General features: G+C 74.0%; 13 protein-coding genes, 1 tRNA gene and 1 pseudogene. 9 read left to right on the top strand and 6 right to left on the bottom strand.

Annotated elements, in window-relative coordinates:
- The first annotated feature begins 214 nt into the window (after nucleotides 1-214).
- The 3 genes from ACW14Y_RS37185 (at nucleotide 215) to ACW14Y_RS37195 (ending at nucleotide 3,804) form a co-directional block, all read left to right on the top strand.
- Nucleotides 215-2,914 carry an MXAN_6230/SCO0854 family RING domain-containing protein gene (locus ACW14Y_RS37185; protein WP_456984970.1) on the top strand — a complete coding sequence of 900 codons (2,700 nt, stop codon included), beginning with the start codon at nucleotides 215-217 and terminating at the stop codon, nucleotides 2,912-2,914.
- 161 nt (nucleotides 2,915-3,075) lie between these two features.
- On the top strand, nucleotides 3,076-3,273 hold the full coding sequence (locus ACW14Y_RS37190) for a DUF397 domain-containing protein (RefSeq protein WP_402722507.1): 198 nt from the start codon (nucleotides 3,076-3,078) through the stop codon (nucleotides 3,271-3,273).
- 75 nt (nucleotides 3,274-3,348) lie between these two features.
- Nucleotides 3,349-3,804 (top strand): carboxymuconolactone decarboxylase family protein, encoded by a 456-nt coding sequence (locus ACW14Y_RS37195; protein ID WP_402722506.1) that lies wholly within the window; start codon nucleotides 3,349-3,351, stop codon nucleotides 3,802-3,804.
- A gap of 89 nt (nucleotides 3,805-3,893) precedes the next feature.
- Here the strand turns inward: ACW14Y_RS37195 and ACW14Y_RS37200 are convergent, their stop codons facing one another.
- The 3 genes from ACW14Y_RS37200 to ACW14Y_RS37210 form a co-directional block, all read right to left on the bottom strand.
- Nucleotides 3,894-4,550, bottom strand: a complete 657-nt coding sequence (locus ACW14Y_RS37200; RefSeq protein WP_456984971.1) for a peptidase S1 — start codon at nucleotides 4,548-4,550, stop codon at nucleotides 3,894-3,896.
- 212 nt (nucleotides 4,551-4,762) lie between these two features.
- The gene (locus ACW14Y_RS37205) at nucleotides 4,763-5,098 is read right to left on the bottom strand and encodes an ArsR/SmtB family transcription factor (protein ID WP_380312232.1); all 336 of its coding nucleotides are present in this window, start codon (nucleotides 5,096-5,098) and stop codon (nucleotides 4,763-4,765) included.
- A gap of 89 nt (nucleotides 5,099-5,187) precedes the next feature.
- The gene (locus ACW14Y_RS37210) at nucleotides 5,188-5,340 is read right to left on the bottom strand and encodes a hypothetical protein (RefSeq protein ID WP_380312234.1); all 153 of its coding nucleotides are present in this window, start codon (nucleotides 5,338-5,340) and stop codon (nucleotides 5,188-5,190) included.
- 111 nt (nucleotides 5,341-5,451) lie between these two features.
- On the opposite strand from ACW14Y_RS37210, the gene ACW14Y_RS37215 reads away from it, so the two are divergent.
- A complete protein-coding gene (locus ACW14Y_RS37215; protein WP_456984972.1) occupies nucleotides 5,452-5,871 on the top strand; it encodes a GNAT family N-acetyltransferase in 420 nt (139 codons plus the stop codon).
- Between the two features lie 81 nt (nucleotides 5,872-5,952).
- Here ACW14Y_RS37215 and ACW14Y_RS37220 read toward each other — a convergent pair whose 3' ends face one another.
- Nucleotides 5,953-7,518, bottom strand: a complete 1,566-nt coding sequence (locus ACW14Y_RS37220) for an FAD-binding protein (RefSeq protein WP_456984973.1) — start codon at nucleotides 7,516-7,518, stop codon at nucleotides 5,953-5,955.
- A 351-nt stretch (nucleotides 7,519-7,869) separates the two neighbouring features.
- On the opposite strand from ACW14Y_RS37220, the gene ACW14Y_RS37225 reads away from it, so the two are divergent.
- From ACW14Y_RS37225 to pgm, 3 genes are all read left to right on the top strand, one after another.
- A tRNA-Tyr gene (locus tag ACW14Y_RS37225) sits at nucleotides 7,870-7,949 on the top strand.
- Between the two features lie 157 nt (nucleotides 7,950-8,106).
- Nucleotides 8,107-8,406: a YciI family protein gene (locus ACW14Y_RS37230; RefSeq protein WP_456984974.1), complete on the top strand. Its 300-nt coding sequence runs from the start codon at nucleotides 8,107-8,109 to the stop codon at nucleotides 8,404-8,406.
- Between the two features lie 228 nt (nucleotides 8,407-8,634).
- Nucleotides 8,635-10,287 carry a phosphoglucomutase (alpha-D-glucose-1,6-bisphosphate-dependent) gene (pgm, locus tag ACW14Y_RS37235; RefSeq protein WP_380516647.1) on the top strand — a complete coding sequence of 551 codons (1,653 nt, stop codon included), beginning with the start codon at nucleotides 8,635-8,637 and terminating at the stop codon, nucleotides 10,285-10,287.
- A 98-nt stretch (nucleotides 10,288-10,385) separates the two neighbouring features.
- On the opposite strand, the gene ACW14Y_RS37240 is transcribed toward pgm, so the two are convergent.
- Nucleotides 10,386-12,068 carry a TlrC/CarA/OleB/SrmB family ABC-F type ribosomal protection protein gene (locus ACW14Y_RS37240; protein WP_456984975.1) on the bottom strand — a complete coding sequence of 561 codons (1,683 nt, stop codon included), beginning with the start codon at nucleotides 12,066-12,068 and terminating at the stop codon, nucleotides 10,386-10,388.
- 272 nt (nucleotides 12,069-12,340) lie between these two features.
- Nucleotides 12,341-13,792 carry a PASTA domain-containing protein gene (locus ACW14Y_RS37245; RefSeq protein WP_456984976.1) on the bottom strand — a complete coding sequence of 484 codons (1,452 nt, stop codon included), beginning with the start codon at nucleotides 13,790-13,792 and terminating at the stop codon, nucleotides 12,341-12,343.
- A 350-nt stretch (nucleotides 13,793-14,142) separates the two neighbouring features.
- Between ACW14Y_RS37245 and ACW14Y_RS37250 the strand changes: the two are divergent.
- A pseudogene (locus tag ACW14Y_RS37250) lies at nucleotides 14,143-14,955 on the top strand (Tat pathway signal sequence domain protein); the annotation flags it as partial.
- Complete coding sequence (locus ACW14Y_RS37255; protein ID WP_456988359.1) at nucleotides 14,935-15,345, top strand: carbohydrate-binding protein; 411 nt, start codon at nucleotides 14,935-14,937, stop codon at nucleotides 15,343-15,345. The pseudogene ACW14Y_RS37250 and the gene ACW14Y_RS37255, both read left to right, overlap by 21 nt.
- Nucleotides 15,346-15,360: the final 15 nt, after the last annotated feature.

The following is a 15,360-nucleotide window of genomic DNA, read 5'->3' on the forward strand; positions in this document are numbered from 1 at the left end:
AGGACACCTCCGAAGCCTCGGGCCGCTCCCTGGACTTCGGCCGGTTCCGCAAGCGCGGAAATAATCGGTGGCGCCCTGCGGAAGGGCTCCACTACGTTGGTCCCGCGGGCGGCTCCGCGGCGTGCTTCCTTCTCCTTCCTTCCGAAACCTGTAGTGCGCCCCCTCTCCGCCCGCTTCTTCAACCTCTCTGCCTCGTTCGTGGGGGTCCTTCCGCATGCCCCGAGCCATCACGGCTCCCTTCGACAGCGATGTCGACCTCGATCTCGGTTCCTTCCTCCTCCGCCGGCGCGGTGCCGTCTGTGTGGCCCCCGGTGATGTTCTCCCCGATGCCGACCCGTGGAGCACCCGCGGCCTGGTGGCGCTGGACGCCGACCTGGTCCGGCGCGGGTATCTGCTCACCAGTGAACTCCGCTCCGCGCTGGCCAGGTTGTCGCCCTCCGGGCTGGCCGAGACCGGCGACGGGCTGCTCGCCCGGATCGACCACCTGCTCGGCGCGGACCGCGAGCACGTGCCGTTGTTCCGCCGCTTCCCCGACGCCGTGCCCGACCACGCGCAGCTGTTCTTCACCCGGCAGATCCGGGCGTTCCTGCTCAACCAGCCCCGGCAGCCGTGCGCCCACTGCGGCCGACGCGGCGCCGAGGCCGGGATCGGCGCGCTCGCGCCGTGCGCGCACCTGCTCTGCGCAGGCTGCCTCGACGGGCTGACGGCACAGGGCCGGGGCGAGCGCTGCCCCACCTGCGGGACGCCGCTGGGCGCGGGCACCTACCTGCCCGAGGACAACCGGATCGGCCGCAAGGCCGCCGAGGAGTTCGGCGGCGAACGGGCCCTCCGGCCGCTGCGACTGATCACGGCCGACCAGGTCACCGCCGCGATGGGCGAGTTCGACCGGCTGCTCGCCCGCCGCACCCCGCTCTCCCCGCAGGACCGCGAGGACCTGACCGCGCTGCTCGCCCACGCGCCGCAGGACCTGCCGCGGCGGTTGCCCGCGCAGATCCCGGTCCGGGAGACCAAGGCCATCGTCCTCGCCGCCCTGCTGCGCCGCGGCGGCGTGGACGCGCTGCCGATCCTCGCCGAACGGGTCGACACCGCGACCGACGTGCTCCGGCTGCTCTGGGCGTGGTCCGGTGCGGAGCCCGACCTGCTGCCCGCGACCGCCCGCCGGCTGCGGCTGAAGGGCCTGCCCCGGCCGGTGCGCCGGGGCCTGCTCGACATCCTGGAGGGCCTGGACCCGACGGCACTCGTCGAGGACCTGCGCCGCCACCGGTCGGCCTGGCTGCGCGCGGGCGAACTGCTGCACCCGTACGAGTTCCGGCGGCGCCTCCCCAAGGTCACCACGGCGTTCGTGGTGCTGCGGGAGACGGACCTGCGCACCCACGAGGTGGGCCGGGAACACGCCGAACCGCCGGCCGGGCCGCTGCGCGTGGTGAGCAGCGGTGAGCACACCCGGCTGGGGTTCACCGGATTCGCCGGGCGGGTCGAGACCCTGCTCGCCGCCGGGGACACCGAGGGCGCCCTGCGGGTGCTGGCCGGGCGGCCGGGCGAACTGGTGCGCAGGCTGCACCACGTCCTGCGGACGCACGCCACCGCCGCGCCCGGGACACCGCTCTCCCCGTCCGCGCTGAACACCGTCGCCGCCGCGCTGACCCGCGTCGCCCCCGGGCCGCTGCTCGGCGCGTACGGCGCGCTGCGCGGCACCCGGACGGCGGGGGAGCGGCGGCTGTACTTCCCGCGCGGCACGGTCTCACTGGCCCACGCCCGGGAGGACCGCGGCACCGTGGTGCCCGCCGAACTCGCCCTCCCGGTCGTGGAGTCGATCGAGGCCGAGCTGCTGCGCCGGGGCGGCGCCGACGGTGAGCGGTACGAGCTGGCGCTGCTCGACGAGGGGCTGGGCGAACTGGTCGCGCCGTTCGCCGAGCGCGCCGCCGCCAAGACCCTGGTGTGCGTACCGCGTGGCAGTCGCCAGCGGCTGCCGGCGGGGGAGCGGCTGCGGCTTTTCCTGCACTGGATGCAGCCGGAGGAGCTGAGGGTGGACCGGGACCTGTCGGTGGCGCTCTACGACGACCAGTGGCGGTTCACCGGCCTGTGCGACTACACCAGCCTGGTGCACGGCGACCGGGCCGCCGTGCACTCGGGCGACTACGTGTCCGCGCCGCCGCCGAACGGGGCGACGGAGTTCGTCGACCTGGATCTCGCGCGGCTGGTCGCGGGCGGTTCGCGGTACGCGGTGATGATCGTGTTCAGCTACAACGACGTCTCCTTCGAGCAACTGACCGACGCCTTCACCGGGTTCATGGACCTGGGCGGCGCCGGGTCCGCGGGGAGCCCGCACTTCCACCCCAGGGCCGTGCGGCAGCGCTTGGACCTGGTCGGCGACGCCAAGGTGTGCGTGCCGATGATCGTCGACCTGGCCGACCGCCGCTACACCTGGACCGACCTCAACACCGGGGCGGACGGCGGCTTCCACAGCGTCTACCGGCACCAGGCCGAGGTGGGCGCCCTCAGCCGCGATGTGCTGGCGCACTTCTCCCCGGAGAACCGGGCCACGCTGTGGGACCTCGCGGTCGCGCGGGCGGCCGCGTGTACGGACGAGGTGGTCGTGCGGGGGCTCGACGGCGGACTGCGGTGGTGGCGGCGCGGGGCGGGGGAGAGTGTCGGTGCCTTCGCGGCGCGCCTGGTCGCGCTCCGCGACGAGGACCGGGGTTCCAGTCCTGATCTTCCCCAACTCCTCTCCGGACGGCGAGCGTTCGTCGCACTCGTGGACGGCGACGTCCCCGCGCCGGAGAAGCTGTCGGGAACGCTGTACCGCCTCTACCCGGGCCCCGTCGACGCCGCACCGGAGAGCCTGGAGCGTCTGACGGCGGGCGATCTGGTCGCGGGTCTGGCGCCTCGCCCGTCCGGGGTCGCCGCGCGGTGACCCCGGCCGGGCTGGGGACAGATTCGAGTTCATTGACACCGAGCCGCAGCTGATCAAGTATCGAGATGTGCTGGATGGCTTGGAAGCGAGTGCGCTCGGGCCTGGCGCTTCCCGCGACCTCATCCGCCGTGTGGCCCAGAGCATTTGAGACGGGAAGAACCATGACCGCGTACGACTGGCAGAAGTCCTCCTTCAGTGGTGACACCGCCAACTGCCTCTACCTAGCGGCTGCGCCCGACGGTGCCCTCAAGCTCCGGGAGAGCGACGAGCCCGACACCGTCCTCACCACCACACCTGGGCGGCTGCGGGCGCTCCTGCTGGGCGTCAAGGCGGGGGAGTTCGACCACCTCGCGCAGTAGCTGTCACATTCCTCCGTCGGCGCGCGTCAGTGCAGTGACCGAGCAGAACGCGAACGGACGGAAGAGGGCAGATCGATGACCGAAGCGCGGATGGCGAACCCGGCTGTGGTGATCCCGGAGGCGATGCCGGCGATCCTCGGGGTCGTGAAGGCGGCGAAGAAGGGCGGCGTGCCGGAGAGCGTGCTGGAGCTGGTGCACCTGCGGGCGAGCCAGATCAACGGTTGCAGCTACTGCGTGGTGGGCGGCGTCGCGAGTGCGAAGAAGAACGGCGAGACCGACGAGCGGCTGCACGCGGTGGCGGCGTGGCGGGAGGCGCCGTTCTTCACGGAGGCCGAGCGGGCCGCGCTGGAGCTGTCGGAGCACGTGACGCGGCTCGCGGACCGGGCCGTGGTGCCGGACGAGGTGTGGAACGCGGCGGCCGAGCACTTCGACGAGAAGCAATTGGCCTCGCTGGTGCTGTGGATCAGCCTGACCAACTTCTTCAACCGGATCAACGCCACCACCCGCCAGCCCGCCGGCGACACCTGGTAGCGAGGGAGGGGCCGGACGGTGCTTCCGCCGTCCGGCCCCCCGCCGTTCGTCGTCACCGGGCGCGACTGTGCCCGGGCCCGGGGAGCGGGTCAGGAGAGGGCGAGCTCCGTGACGCCGTTCGCCTCGACCGTCCACTGGGCGCCGAGGGCGCCTTCCTTGACGTAGGCGTCGCCGTTGGTCTTGAGGATGCCGATGCGGCTGCCGGACAGGGCGAGCTGGATGATGTTGTCGCCCTCGACGGTCCACCCGGCCCAGAGCGGACCTTCCTTGACCAGGGCCGAGCCGTCGCCCTTCAGTACGCCGATGCGGTCGCGGGACAGCTCCAGTTGGACGGCGCCGTTCGCCTCGACCGTCCACTGGGCGCCGAGGGCGCCTTCCTTGACGTAGGCGTCGCCGTTGGCCTTGAGGATGCCGATGCGGGAACCGGACAGGGCGAGCTGGATGACGTTGTCGCCCTCCAGGGTCCACTGGGCGCCGAGGCCACCCTCCTTCACGAGCGCCGACCCGTCGCCCTTGAGAATGCCGATGCGGTCGCCCGCGACCACTATCTGCTTCACGCTGTCGCCCTCGACGGTCCACGGGGCGGAGAGGGGGCCTTCCTTGACCAGGGCCGAGCCGTCTCCCCTGATCACGGCGATACGGTTGCCACCGTCGCCGGAGACGGTGCCGGAAACCGCGGTGGCAGTGGTTGCGAGGGTGGTAGCGGTGAGCACCGCGAGCGCGGCGGTTGTCAACGACTTCTTCACGGGGACCTCCACACGGAAGCACGGGGAAAGAGGACGACGCCGGGCATGCCGTTCCCGCGCGGGGCGCCCGGTGCCGAGCAACAGGAGATCAGCGGAACCCCGGGCACAGTGCGGCGCACCACGAGCGCACGGGCGCACTTGTTCGCGTGGGGAAACATTCGCCGCCTGTGCGGATCAGCGCCGGGGGAGATCCCGTGATCACCCGTTCGCGGTCACTCCGCCGGGGCGCGCCGCTCGTCGTCGTGGGCGCCGGAGAGGACGGCGTCGAGGAGGCCCGGGTAGCGGGCGTCGAGGTCCTCGCGGCGCAGCAGGAGGAGGTTCTCCCGGCCGGACGGCAGCTGGTGGATGACGCCGCTGTCGCGCAGCACCCGCCAGTGGTGGGTCATCGTCGACTTCGCGGTGATGCCGATCGCGGTGAGCACGCTCCCGCAGTTGTGCGCGCCGCCGCCGTTCAGGACCCGGACGGCGGAGAGGCGGACGGGGTTGCCGAGGGCGGTCAGGACGTGTTCGATCCGGATCTGCTCGCGGTCGGGGTGGCGGTAGCTCATGGCCCCACCGTAACGCGGGGTGTGCGTCGGCCGGCCCGCACCGTCGTCCCAAGTGGACGCGGGGAAAGCCGGGTTGCGAGGATGCGGGGTTACGGTGCCGCGGCCCTGGTCGGCGCGCCGGTCCGGGCGGTCCGGAGCGGTCGGCCGGCGGCGGCCGCGCCGGGTGCTGCGAGCAGCGCGGCCAGGGCGCGCCGGACCGGGGTGGGGCCGATCTTCGTGCGGAGGTTCTCGCGAGGGCTCATACCCGAGAACGACCGGCCGGAGCGCCCGTGCGGTTGCGCCGCCGCCGTCTCCTTGCCCGATGGGGAACCCGTGCGGCGGGGCCGGAGTGGCCGACAGGTATGCTGTAATACATGAATAGCGATAATGACCCTTACGAGGTGCGGGTCGGCGTGCCCGACGTGGCGACCTTCCGACGGCTGCGGACGGCGTCCGGGATGAGCGACCGCCCGGCCGCGGCGGTGGCCGCCGGGCTGCCGAACACCTGGTTCGGGGTGACTGTCGAGTTCGGGGGCGCGCCGGTCGGGATGGGGCGGATCATCGGCGACGGCGGTGTGATCTATCAGATCGTCGATGTGTGCGTGCTCCCCGCGCACCAGGGACGCGGGCTGGGGAAGCGGATCATGGCGCGGCTCACCGCCGAGCTGGAGCGGCGTGCGGAGAAGGGCGCGTACGTGTCGCTGATCGCCGACGGGGAGGCGCACCGGCTGTACGCCCAGTACGGGTTCGTGGGCACGGCTCCGGCCTCGGTGGGGATGCACCGGCTGGTGTGAGCCGCTGCGGCGCGACCCGATGAGGCGGGACCCGGAGCGGCGCGACCCGATGCGGCGCGCGCGCCGCATCGGGTCGCGGTGTCAGGAGTGGATGCCCTGGCCCGGGGTGAGGATCCCGGCCGGGTCGAAGCGGCGCTTGGCCGCCACCACGCGCCCCCACCGGGAGCCGTAGTGGCGGCGCCAGTCGGCGTGGGTGACGTCCGGGATCGCGCCGATCAGGTACCGCTTGCCGCCCAGCTGCACCGCCCGGTCGTACAGCCGGCGGTTGCGCCGCAGCGCGGCGGCGTGGTCGGCGCCCGGGAACGGGAACGACAGCAGGTCGAAGTGGAAGCCGACCGGCTCGTCCGGCATCACCGTCATCGGACGCGTGAACACATCGGTCCGGAACGGGTAGAAGAGCAGCAGACCGGCGCCCAGGTCCTCCGGCGTGAGCAGCGCGGTGGCCTCGCGCATGAACGTCTCGGTGGCCGAGGCGGGCAGGAACAGGCTCATCCAGGGCTTGGGCTGCGACCAGAGCCCGGCCCCCTTCAGGAACCCGGCGAAGGCGTCCACCCGGTACGCGTACTCGCGGGCCGTCTGGTCGGTGAAGGTCGTGTCGGCCGCGACGCAGCGCAGGCCGCGCACCAGCTTCGCCCGGTCCGGCGCGGCGGTGCCGTCGTAGTGGACGATGCCCTCCACCTTGTAGCGCCAGCCGGTCCCGGCCGCGTTGCGCGACACGTCGCCGACCTGGAGGTCGAAGCGCCGCTCCAGCATCACCTTCTTCTGGTCCGCGAGGTAGGCGCCCAGGTCGTCGTAGAACAGGTTGAGCACGAGCGCCCGCTCCCGGGCCCGCACCAGGCGCAGGGTGGCGCGGACGATGAGCCCGGCCTGCCCGCCGCCGCCGAGCACGGCCTCGAACAGCTCGCGGTTGGCGCTCGCGGAGGCGGTCACCAGCTCGCCGGTGCCGGTGACGACGTCCACCGACTCGACCGTGTCCACCTGGAAGCCGTAGCGCTGCACCCCGCCGCCGATACCGCCGACGCTCAGCGTGCCGCCCACCGACAGGTGCAGGTAGTCCGTCAGGTTGGGCGGCATCCAGCCCTTCGCGAGTGCGGCGTCCGTCAGCTGCGCCCAGGTGACGCCCGCCTCCACGACGGCGCGGCCGGGGGTGATCCGGATGATCCGGTCCAGGCCGCGGGAGTCGATCGCCACGCCGCCGCGAACGCCGGCCTGGCCGTAGCTGGAGTGCGACTCCAGCTCCGCCGCGTCGCCGGTGCCGCTCTGGCCGTTCATCGCGACCGGGATGCGGTGGCGGCGGGCGAAGCCGACCAGGGTGGCGACGTCGCGTACCGAGCCGGGCCGCAGCACGGCGCGCGGGGCGGCGGTCACCAGGTGCCCGAAGTCCCCGCCGAACCGGGTCAGGGTGGCGGAGTCGGCCACCAGGGTGCCGTCCAGGTGCGGCACCCGCGCGAGTGCGTCGGCGCCGGAAGCGGCGTCGGAGGTGGCGCCGGAAGCGGAGTCGGAGGTGGTTCCGGCGGCCTCGGCGCCGGGGGAGGCCTCCGGGTCGGTGGTCCCCACGGCCCAGGAACGGCCCACCGTGTTCCACCCGACGACGGTGGCCGCCGCACCGACGATCACGCTGCGGCGGGGCAGAGCTGACTTGCTCATTTCAGATTTCTCCGATCAATCGTCATATGAGCAGTGTTGTATCGCAGTCCGGACGTGCACGGGCACCCGCCGGGAGCGGACCGGTTCGGCGGCGGGCGGTCCGGCGGTGCGATCCGTCCGGAGTACGGAGAGTGGTCTACACCACATTGAGGGCCGAGGGTGGGGATCCGGACACCCGTCGGGCCCGCCCGCCGAGCCCGCGACCAGGGCGGACGGTCGTGCGGGGCAGTTCGGGGGCGGACGGCCGGTGGCCGGAAACCCGGTTGTCCGGCACGGGTGCCCCGGGGGAGAGTGGAGCTGTCGGGATCAAGGAACAACAGGGAACGGCAAGGTACGGATCCCGACGACCGAGGGCGAGCTGGGCCTGGGAGAGCCCAAGGGCCCGTAAAGCCCCCGCTTCGGCTGTGATGGTTCGAATCCATCCTCGCCCACCCTTGGACCGCGGCGACACACCGTGCCGCCGCCTGTTCGCCCGGGTCCGTCCCACCCGGGCGGACAGGCGCCCCGGGCAGCAAGCACGCCGGGCGATGCGCGATCCGGGCGAACACGCGATCCGGGTGAGCAGGCGCCCCGGATAGGCTCGGGCCCATGTTTGTCCTGGAACTGACGTACACCGTGCCGCTCGACCGGATCGACGCCCGCCTGCCCGACCACGTGGCCTGGCTCGACCGCTACTACGCGGACGGGACCTTCCTCGCCTCCGGGCGCAAGGTGCCGCGGGACGGCGGCATCATCCTCGCCGCGGGCGAGGACCGGGCGGCGATCGAGGCGGTCGTCCGCACCGATCCGTTCTCCGTCGAGGGCCTGGCGACCTACCGCGTCACGGAGTTCCTCGCCACCGTCGTCGCCCCCGTCCTGGAGTCCCACCGGCAGCGGCTGCCCGGCTGAGACCCCTTCGGCCCGCGGGCGCACCCTCCACGAGGCGCCGTTCCGTCCGTGAGGCGTCCGTCGGATGACGGCAGGGCGCCGACGCGGTGTCGGCGGGGAAACGGCGGGGCGCCTCCCCGCTCCGGTTCGGCGACCGGTCGTGCACTGGCTACGATCGGTGAGCACGGGGCAAGGAAGCGCCGGGCCGCAGGCCGGGCGCACGGCGAGACATTCCAGTGGGAGAAGACGATGGCACACGCACGGGCCGGACAGCCGGCGCAGCCGGGCGACCTGGTGGACGTGGCGCGGCTGGTGACGGCCTACTACACGCTGCACCCGGACCCGGAGGAGCCGGGCCAGCGGGTCGCGTTCGGCACCTCGGGCCACCGCGGCTCCTCCCTGGACGCGGCCTTCAACGAGGACCACATCGCCGCCACCACCCAGGCGATCTGCGAGTACCGGGCCGTCGAGGGCATCACCGGGCCGCTGTACCTCGGCGCCGACACCCACGCGCTGTCCGAGCCGGCCAGCGCCACCGCCGTCGAGGTGCTGGCGGCCAACGGCGTGACGGTCCTGCTGGACAGCGCCGACGGCTACACCCCGACCCCCGCCGTCTCGCACGCGATCCTCGCCCACAATCGCCGCAGCCCGCAGTCGCTCGCGGACGGCATCGTCGTCACCCCGTCCCACAACCCGCCCCGCGACGGCGGCTTCAAGTACAACCCGCCGAGCGGCGGGCCGGCCGGCTCGGCGGCCACCGGGTGGATCCAGGACCGCGCCAATGCCCTGATCCGCGAGGGCCTGCGCGGCGTCAAGCGGGTCCCGTACGCGCGCGCCCTGGCCGCCGCGACCACCGGCCGCCACGACTACCTCACCTCCTACACCGAGGACCTCCCCTCCGTCCTCGACCTGGACGCGATCCGCTCGGCCGGCCTGCGGATCGGCGCCGACCCGCTCGGCGGCGCCTCCGTCGCCTACTGGGGCCGGATCGCCGAGACCCACCGCCTCGACCTGACCGTGGTCAACCCGGTCACCGACCCGACCTGGCGCTTCATGACGCTGGACTGGGACGGCAAGATCCGGATGGACTGCTCCTCGCCCGCCGCGATGGCCTCGCTGATCGCCCGCCGCGACGAGTACGCCATCGCCACCGGCAACGACGCCGACGCCGACCGGCACGGCATCGTCACCCCGGACGGCGGCCTGATGAACCCGAACCACTACCTCGCGGTCGCCGTCGACTACCTCTACCGCCACCGCGCCGACTGGCCGGCCGACGCCTCCGTGGGCAAGACGCTGGTGTCCTCCTCGATGCTCGACCGGGTCGCCGCCGACCTGAAGCGCGGGCTGGTGGAGGTCCCGGTGGGCTTCAAGTGGTTCGTCGAGGGCCTGCTGGAGGGCTCGATCGCGTTCGGCGGCGAGGAGTCCGCCGGCGCGTCCTTCCTGCGCCGCGACGGCGGGGTGTGGACGACGGACAAGGACGGCATCCTGCTCGCCCTGCTGGCCGCCGAGATCACCGCGGTCACCGGCCGCACCCCCAGCCAGTACTACGGCGACCTGACGGACCGCTTCGGCGCCCCCGCCTACGCCCGCGTGGACGCCCCGGCGGACCGCGACCAGAAGGCGCTGCTCTCCCGGCTGTCGCCGGAGCAGGTCAAGGCCGGCGACCTCGCGGGCGAGCCGGTCACCGCCGTGCTCACCGAGGCCCCGGGCAACGGCGCGGCCATCGGCGGCATCAAGGTGTGCACCGAGAACGCCTGGTTCGCCGCCCGCCCGTCCGGCACCGAGGACGTGTACAAGATCTACGCGGAGTCCTTCCAGGGGCCCGAGCACCTCGCCCGGGTCCAGGAGGAGGCGCGGGAGCTGGTCAACGAGGTGCTCGCGGGGTCGGCTCCGGCCTGACGGTCCACGACCCGGCGTCCGATGTGTTGAGCTGAGCTGAGCCCAGCTGTCGTGCCGCGGCCCGGTGGGGTGCACCCCACCGGGCCGCGGCACGTCGTTCAGCCGGTCGGGACGAGCACGGCCCCGCCCGACCGCCGGGTGACGCGTCCGGCTTCCAGCTCCAGGTGCCTGCCGGAGAACCGCTCGCGCAGCCGGCGGTCGTGGCTGACGACCACGACCGTGCCCCGGAACTCCGTCAGCGCCGCCTCCAACTCCTCCACCAGGGCGGGGGAGAGGTGGTTGGTGGGCTCGTCCAGCAGCACCAGGTCCACCGGCTCGGCCACCAGCCGGGCCAGCTCGATCCGGCGCCGCTGACCGTAGGACAGCTCGCCCACCCGCAGTCGCAGGTCGGCCGGGCCGAACAGGCCGAGCGACAGCAGGTGCTCGGCGTGCTCGTCCGCGTCGCCCCCGCGCCCGGCAGCGAACGCCTCCAGGAGCGTCAGGCCCGGTGGCCACGGCGTCTCCTCCTGCCGCAGGTACCCGATCCGGTCCCGGGTGCGGACCGACCCCTCGTCGGGAGCCAGCTCGCCCGCCAGCACCCGCATCAGGGTCGTCTTCCCCGCCCCGTTCGGCCCGGTGACCAGCAGTCGTTCCCCGGCGCCGAGCCGCAGCGACGGCACGGCCAGCCGGTCCCCGACCCGGACGTCGGCCAGCTCCGCCACCGGCCGGGGGTCCGGGCGGTCGGCGGTCGTCAGGCGCGCGGCGAACACCAGCGGCTCCGGCGGCGGAGCGACCGGACTCCCCGTCAGCCGCTCCACCCGCTCCTTGGCGTTGCGGATCCGGACCATCGCGCCGTGGCCGCGACCGCGCGCCCGGAAGCCGCCGTGGCCGAAGACGGCGAACGGCAGCCGGCGCGGGATCCCCTCCAACCGGGCCGTGTTGACGGTGGCCAGCCGGCGGTTGCGGTCGAGTTCGGCGCGCCAGTCCTCGTACTCCTGGAGCCGGCGGCGCCGCTCGGCGGCCTTGGCGGCGAGGTAGCCGGCGTAGCCGTTCCCGTGACGGGTCACCCGCCCCTCGCCGACCTCCAGGACCGTGGTGGCGACGCGCTGCAGGAACACCCGGTCGTGGGTGACCGCGAGTACGGTGCCCCGGTGGGAGCGCAGCCGTGCCTCCAGCCAGGCCACCGCCCGGTCGTCGAGGTCGTTGGTCGGCTCGTCCAGCAGCAGCAGCTCCGGCCGGGACGCCAGGGTCGCGGCCAGGGCCAGCCGCGACCGCTCGCCGCCCGACAGCGTGCCGAGTTCCCGGCCCCTGGCGAGGTCCGGCAGGCCGAGTCCGTGCAGGGCGAGTTCCACCCGGGCGTCGGCCCGGTGGCCGCCGCGCGCCTCGTAGCGGGCGAGCAGCCCGGCGTACGCGTCCAGCGCGGCGGACAGTCCCGGGCCCGACCGGTCCCCGAGCGCGGCCTCGGAGGCGCGGATCCGTGCTTCCAGCGCCCGGAGGTCCGCGAGCGCCAGGTCCACCGCGTCCTGGACGGTGGCCCGGCCGGGCAGTTCCAGGGACTGGGCGAGATGGCCGACGCCGCCCGGCGCGACCACGGTCGACTCGCCGTTGTCCGGCCGGTCCTGTCCCGCGATCAGCCGCAGCAGCGTGGACTTCCCGGCGCCGTTGTCGCCGATGACACCGGCCCGCTCGCCCGGCCGGACGCTGAACGACACGCCGTCCAGGACGACGCGGTCGCCGTAACGGCGGGTGACGTTGCGGAGGGTGAGCTGCGAGGCGGCGCGGGTGGGTGATGAGGTGGTCATGGTGAGGTCCCCTGTTCTCGGCCGGGCCGATCGGAACGGACGGGCGGACGCATCCGCGCACGTCGGGGCAACCCCGTCGGGACGCTGCCGGACGCCGTGGGGCGCGCGGCAGCACAGGGGGAGGACCGGAAGCACGGATGGAGACGGCGCGACGGGCGGAGCGGAGCTCAACGCCGGTGCGCGGGGGATGTCACAGAGAACCCATGGGCAGGACCGTAGACCCGGGGCGCGGGGGAGTGCAAACGATTTTCCGGCGGGCGGTGGGTCGCGGCTCAGCGGATGACGGGTTTGATGGCGAACCAGAGCGTGACCGGCGCGTCCAGGGCCACCACCGTGCCGGCGGGCGGGTCGGTGCGGAGCGCCTGGTTCAGGGGCTTGGTGCCGTCCTGTTCGCTGAAGACCGTGACCTTGGTGAAGTGGAGGTCCCGGAGCAACTGTTCGGCGTCGGCGCGGGTGAGGCCCGCGACGGCGGGAACGGGCGCCCGCCCGTCCGAGACCCGCAGCACGACGGTCGCCCCCGCCGGGACCTCGGTGCCGGCGGCCGGGTCGGTGGCGAGGACCTGGAGCGCGGGCAGCCGGCCGACGGCGACGGTGGCGGCGGTGGAGCGCAGGCCGAGGTCCTTGAGCTTCGCCTCGGCGGTGGCCTCGTCGAGCCCGGCCAGGGGCGGGAGCACGACGGTCCGGGGGGTGGGCGAACGGGTGGGCGAGACGGGGGGCGAGGTGCTGGGCGAGGTGCTGGGCGAGGTGGACCGGGGCGAGACGGGGGGCGAGGGCTTCACCTTCCCTCCTCCGCCGCCCCCGTTCCCGCCCCCGTTCCCGCCGCCGCTCCCGTTCCCGGGGCGCCCGATCGCCGAGGTGGGCGGGGTGGCCGGGGCCGCCGAGGTGACCGGTGGCGGGGCGGGCTGCGCGGAGACGGCGCTCCCGCCCGGTCCCGCCGCGGAGGTGCCGTCGTCCCGGCCGCGGCCGAGCACCACGAAGACCGCCACCAGCACCGCCACGACCGCCACCAGTACGGCGATCACCAGGGGTCCGCAGCCACCGCCGGTCCGACCGCCGGCCCGATCGCCGGTCCCACCGTCCGGCCGCCCGGGTCGCTGCGGCCGCCCCGGTGCCGCGGGTCGCCCGGGCGAGGGCCGCCCGCCGCCGCGCCCGCCGTCACGGCCCCGGTCGCCGTCACGGTGCGGGTCGTCGTCACGATGCGGGTCGATGTCGAGCTGCCCGGCCACGTCCACCGCGAACGCCGCGCAGGCCGCTCCCTGGTGGGCCGAGGTCGCCGCCACCCGCAGCGCGACACCGAACCGGGAGGGCAGCGCACCCTGTGCTCGGCCCACCACGTCGGCCGCCGGTACGCCGAACCGGGAGGCGATGTCCAGGGCCGGTCCGACCAGGTCCAACGGCACGGTGTACCGCAGCTCGATCCGCCGGGTCGCCCCGGAGGCGAGCGGCGCCTCGGCCGACCGCCGGTCGAAGTCCAGCCGCCCCCGGACGGGTTCGACCGGTTCGAGGTGGAAGCCCGTGGTGCGGGGCCCGGAGTTGCACACGAGCAGGTCCACCAGCACCGTGCCGCCGGCCACCCCGAACCGGCGCTCCGGCTCGCACCAGGCCCGTACCCCGGCGTCGGCCCCGGCCCGCAGATCGGTGCCGCAGTACTCGCCCGGGCAGTAGACGTCGAGCCGTTCGACCCCGTCCGTCCGGGTGCCGCACAGTTCGCAGTACAGCGCCATGGTCCCCCCACGGTCCCCGCTCGTCCCCGGCCCGCCCCGGAGGTACCCGGCCGCCCGCTCCGGGAACCGTCACCGTCCGGACCGGGACCGGCCCGTGACCGGTCGAGTGCTGACCCGTCATCACCCGTTCGAGGGCGGCGTCGCGGTGGCCCGGTGCGGCGCCGGTGGCAATAATTGGGAAAGTTTCCTAACCAAATACCTTGACCGTGCACCCTCACGCCGGGATTCTGTACGTCACCTGCCCTGACGGCCCGTCCGTCCCAGCGGCCCCCACCCCCGCCGCCCTCCCCTGCCACTGCCTACCCCTTCCACTGCTCTCCGGCGTTCTCCCCCCGACCGCGAGGAGTCACGTGAACAGGCCCACCCGTCGAACCGTCCTCGGTGCCGCGCTCTCCGCCGCCGCCACCGCCGGACTTCCCCGAACCACCGCCGCCGCTGCCACCACGTCCGCCACCGCGCTCAGCGTCTCCAGCTGGCAGCAGCGCTGGGCGCCGTCGGCCGCCGCCGACGGGCTCGCCGCCTTCGAGACGATCGAGGACGACCGCGCCGACTCGCACCCCGCCGGGCACCCGCACATCCGGGCCGAGGGCGACACCTACCGCTGGACCATGCACACCGTGGACCGGGACTCCGCCACCGACCGGCAGCGGCAGGAGGTCACCGGCATGCGCAGCCCGGCGGGCGGCGCCTTCCTGGAGTGGAGGTCCGGCCAGACCTGGCGGACCACCTACGCGATGTACATCCCGTCCGTGCTGAAGGCCACCACCAGCTTCACCCACATCATGCAGATGAAGCAGCCCGGCAACGGCACCTCGCCGATCGTGGTCCAGTCGCTGCGCCGGGTCGGCGGCGCGCAGACCATCGAACTCCAACTCCCCGTCAGCGACGTCCTGGTGGGCCGCACCGGCCTGGATCCGCTGCACGACCGCTGGGTGGACGTGGACTTCCGGATCACGGTGGGGGACGGTTCCTCCGGGGCGGTCCGGTGGATCCTGCGCAGCGCCGGTGCCACCGTCGTCGACATCGAGCGGACCGGCGTCGACACCTTCCTCGCCGACCGGGTGCGGCCCAAGTGGGGCATCTACCGCTCGCTCGGCGACACCTCCGGCTCGCTCCAGGACTGCTACCTGCTCACCAGGGCGATGCGCGGCTACCAGCTGGTCGACGGCCCCTCCGGGGTCTACCGGGCGGACGAGGCGCGGGTGTCGCGGGGCACCGTCGACACCGACCACACCGGTCACAGCGGTGCCGGCTTCGTCAACCTGGAGAACGTGCAAGGGAGTTACGCCGAGTGGACGGTCCGGGCGGCGGCCGCCTCGACGGCCTCGCTGGAGCTGCGCTACGCCAACGGCACCGCCGCCGACCGGCCGATGGACGTCTCCGTCAACGGCACCCGGATCGCCGCCGGGCGGGCCTTCCCCCCGACCGCGAACTGGGACACCTGGGCCACCGCCGCCCTGCCGGTGTCGCTGAAGGCCGGGGTCAACACCGTCCGCTTCACCTCGACCACCGCCGAGGGCGGCCCCAACCTCGACCGGATCACCGTCCGCTGACCCCTTGGAGGAGCG

This window comes from Kitasatospora sp. cg17-2 (genome assembly GCF_054031055.1).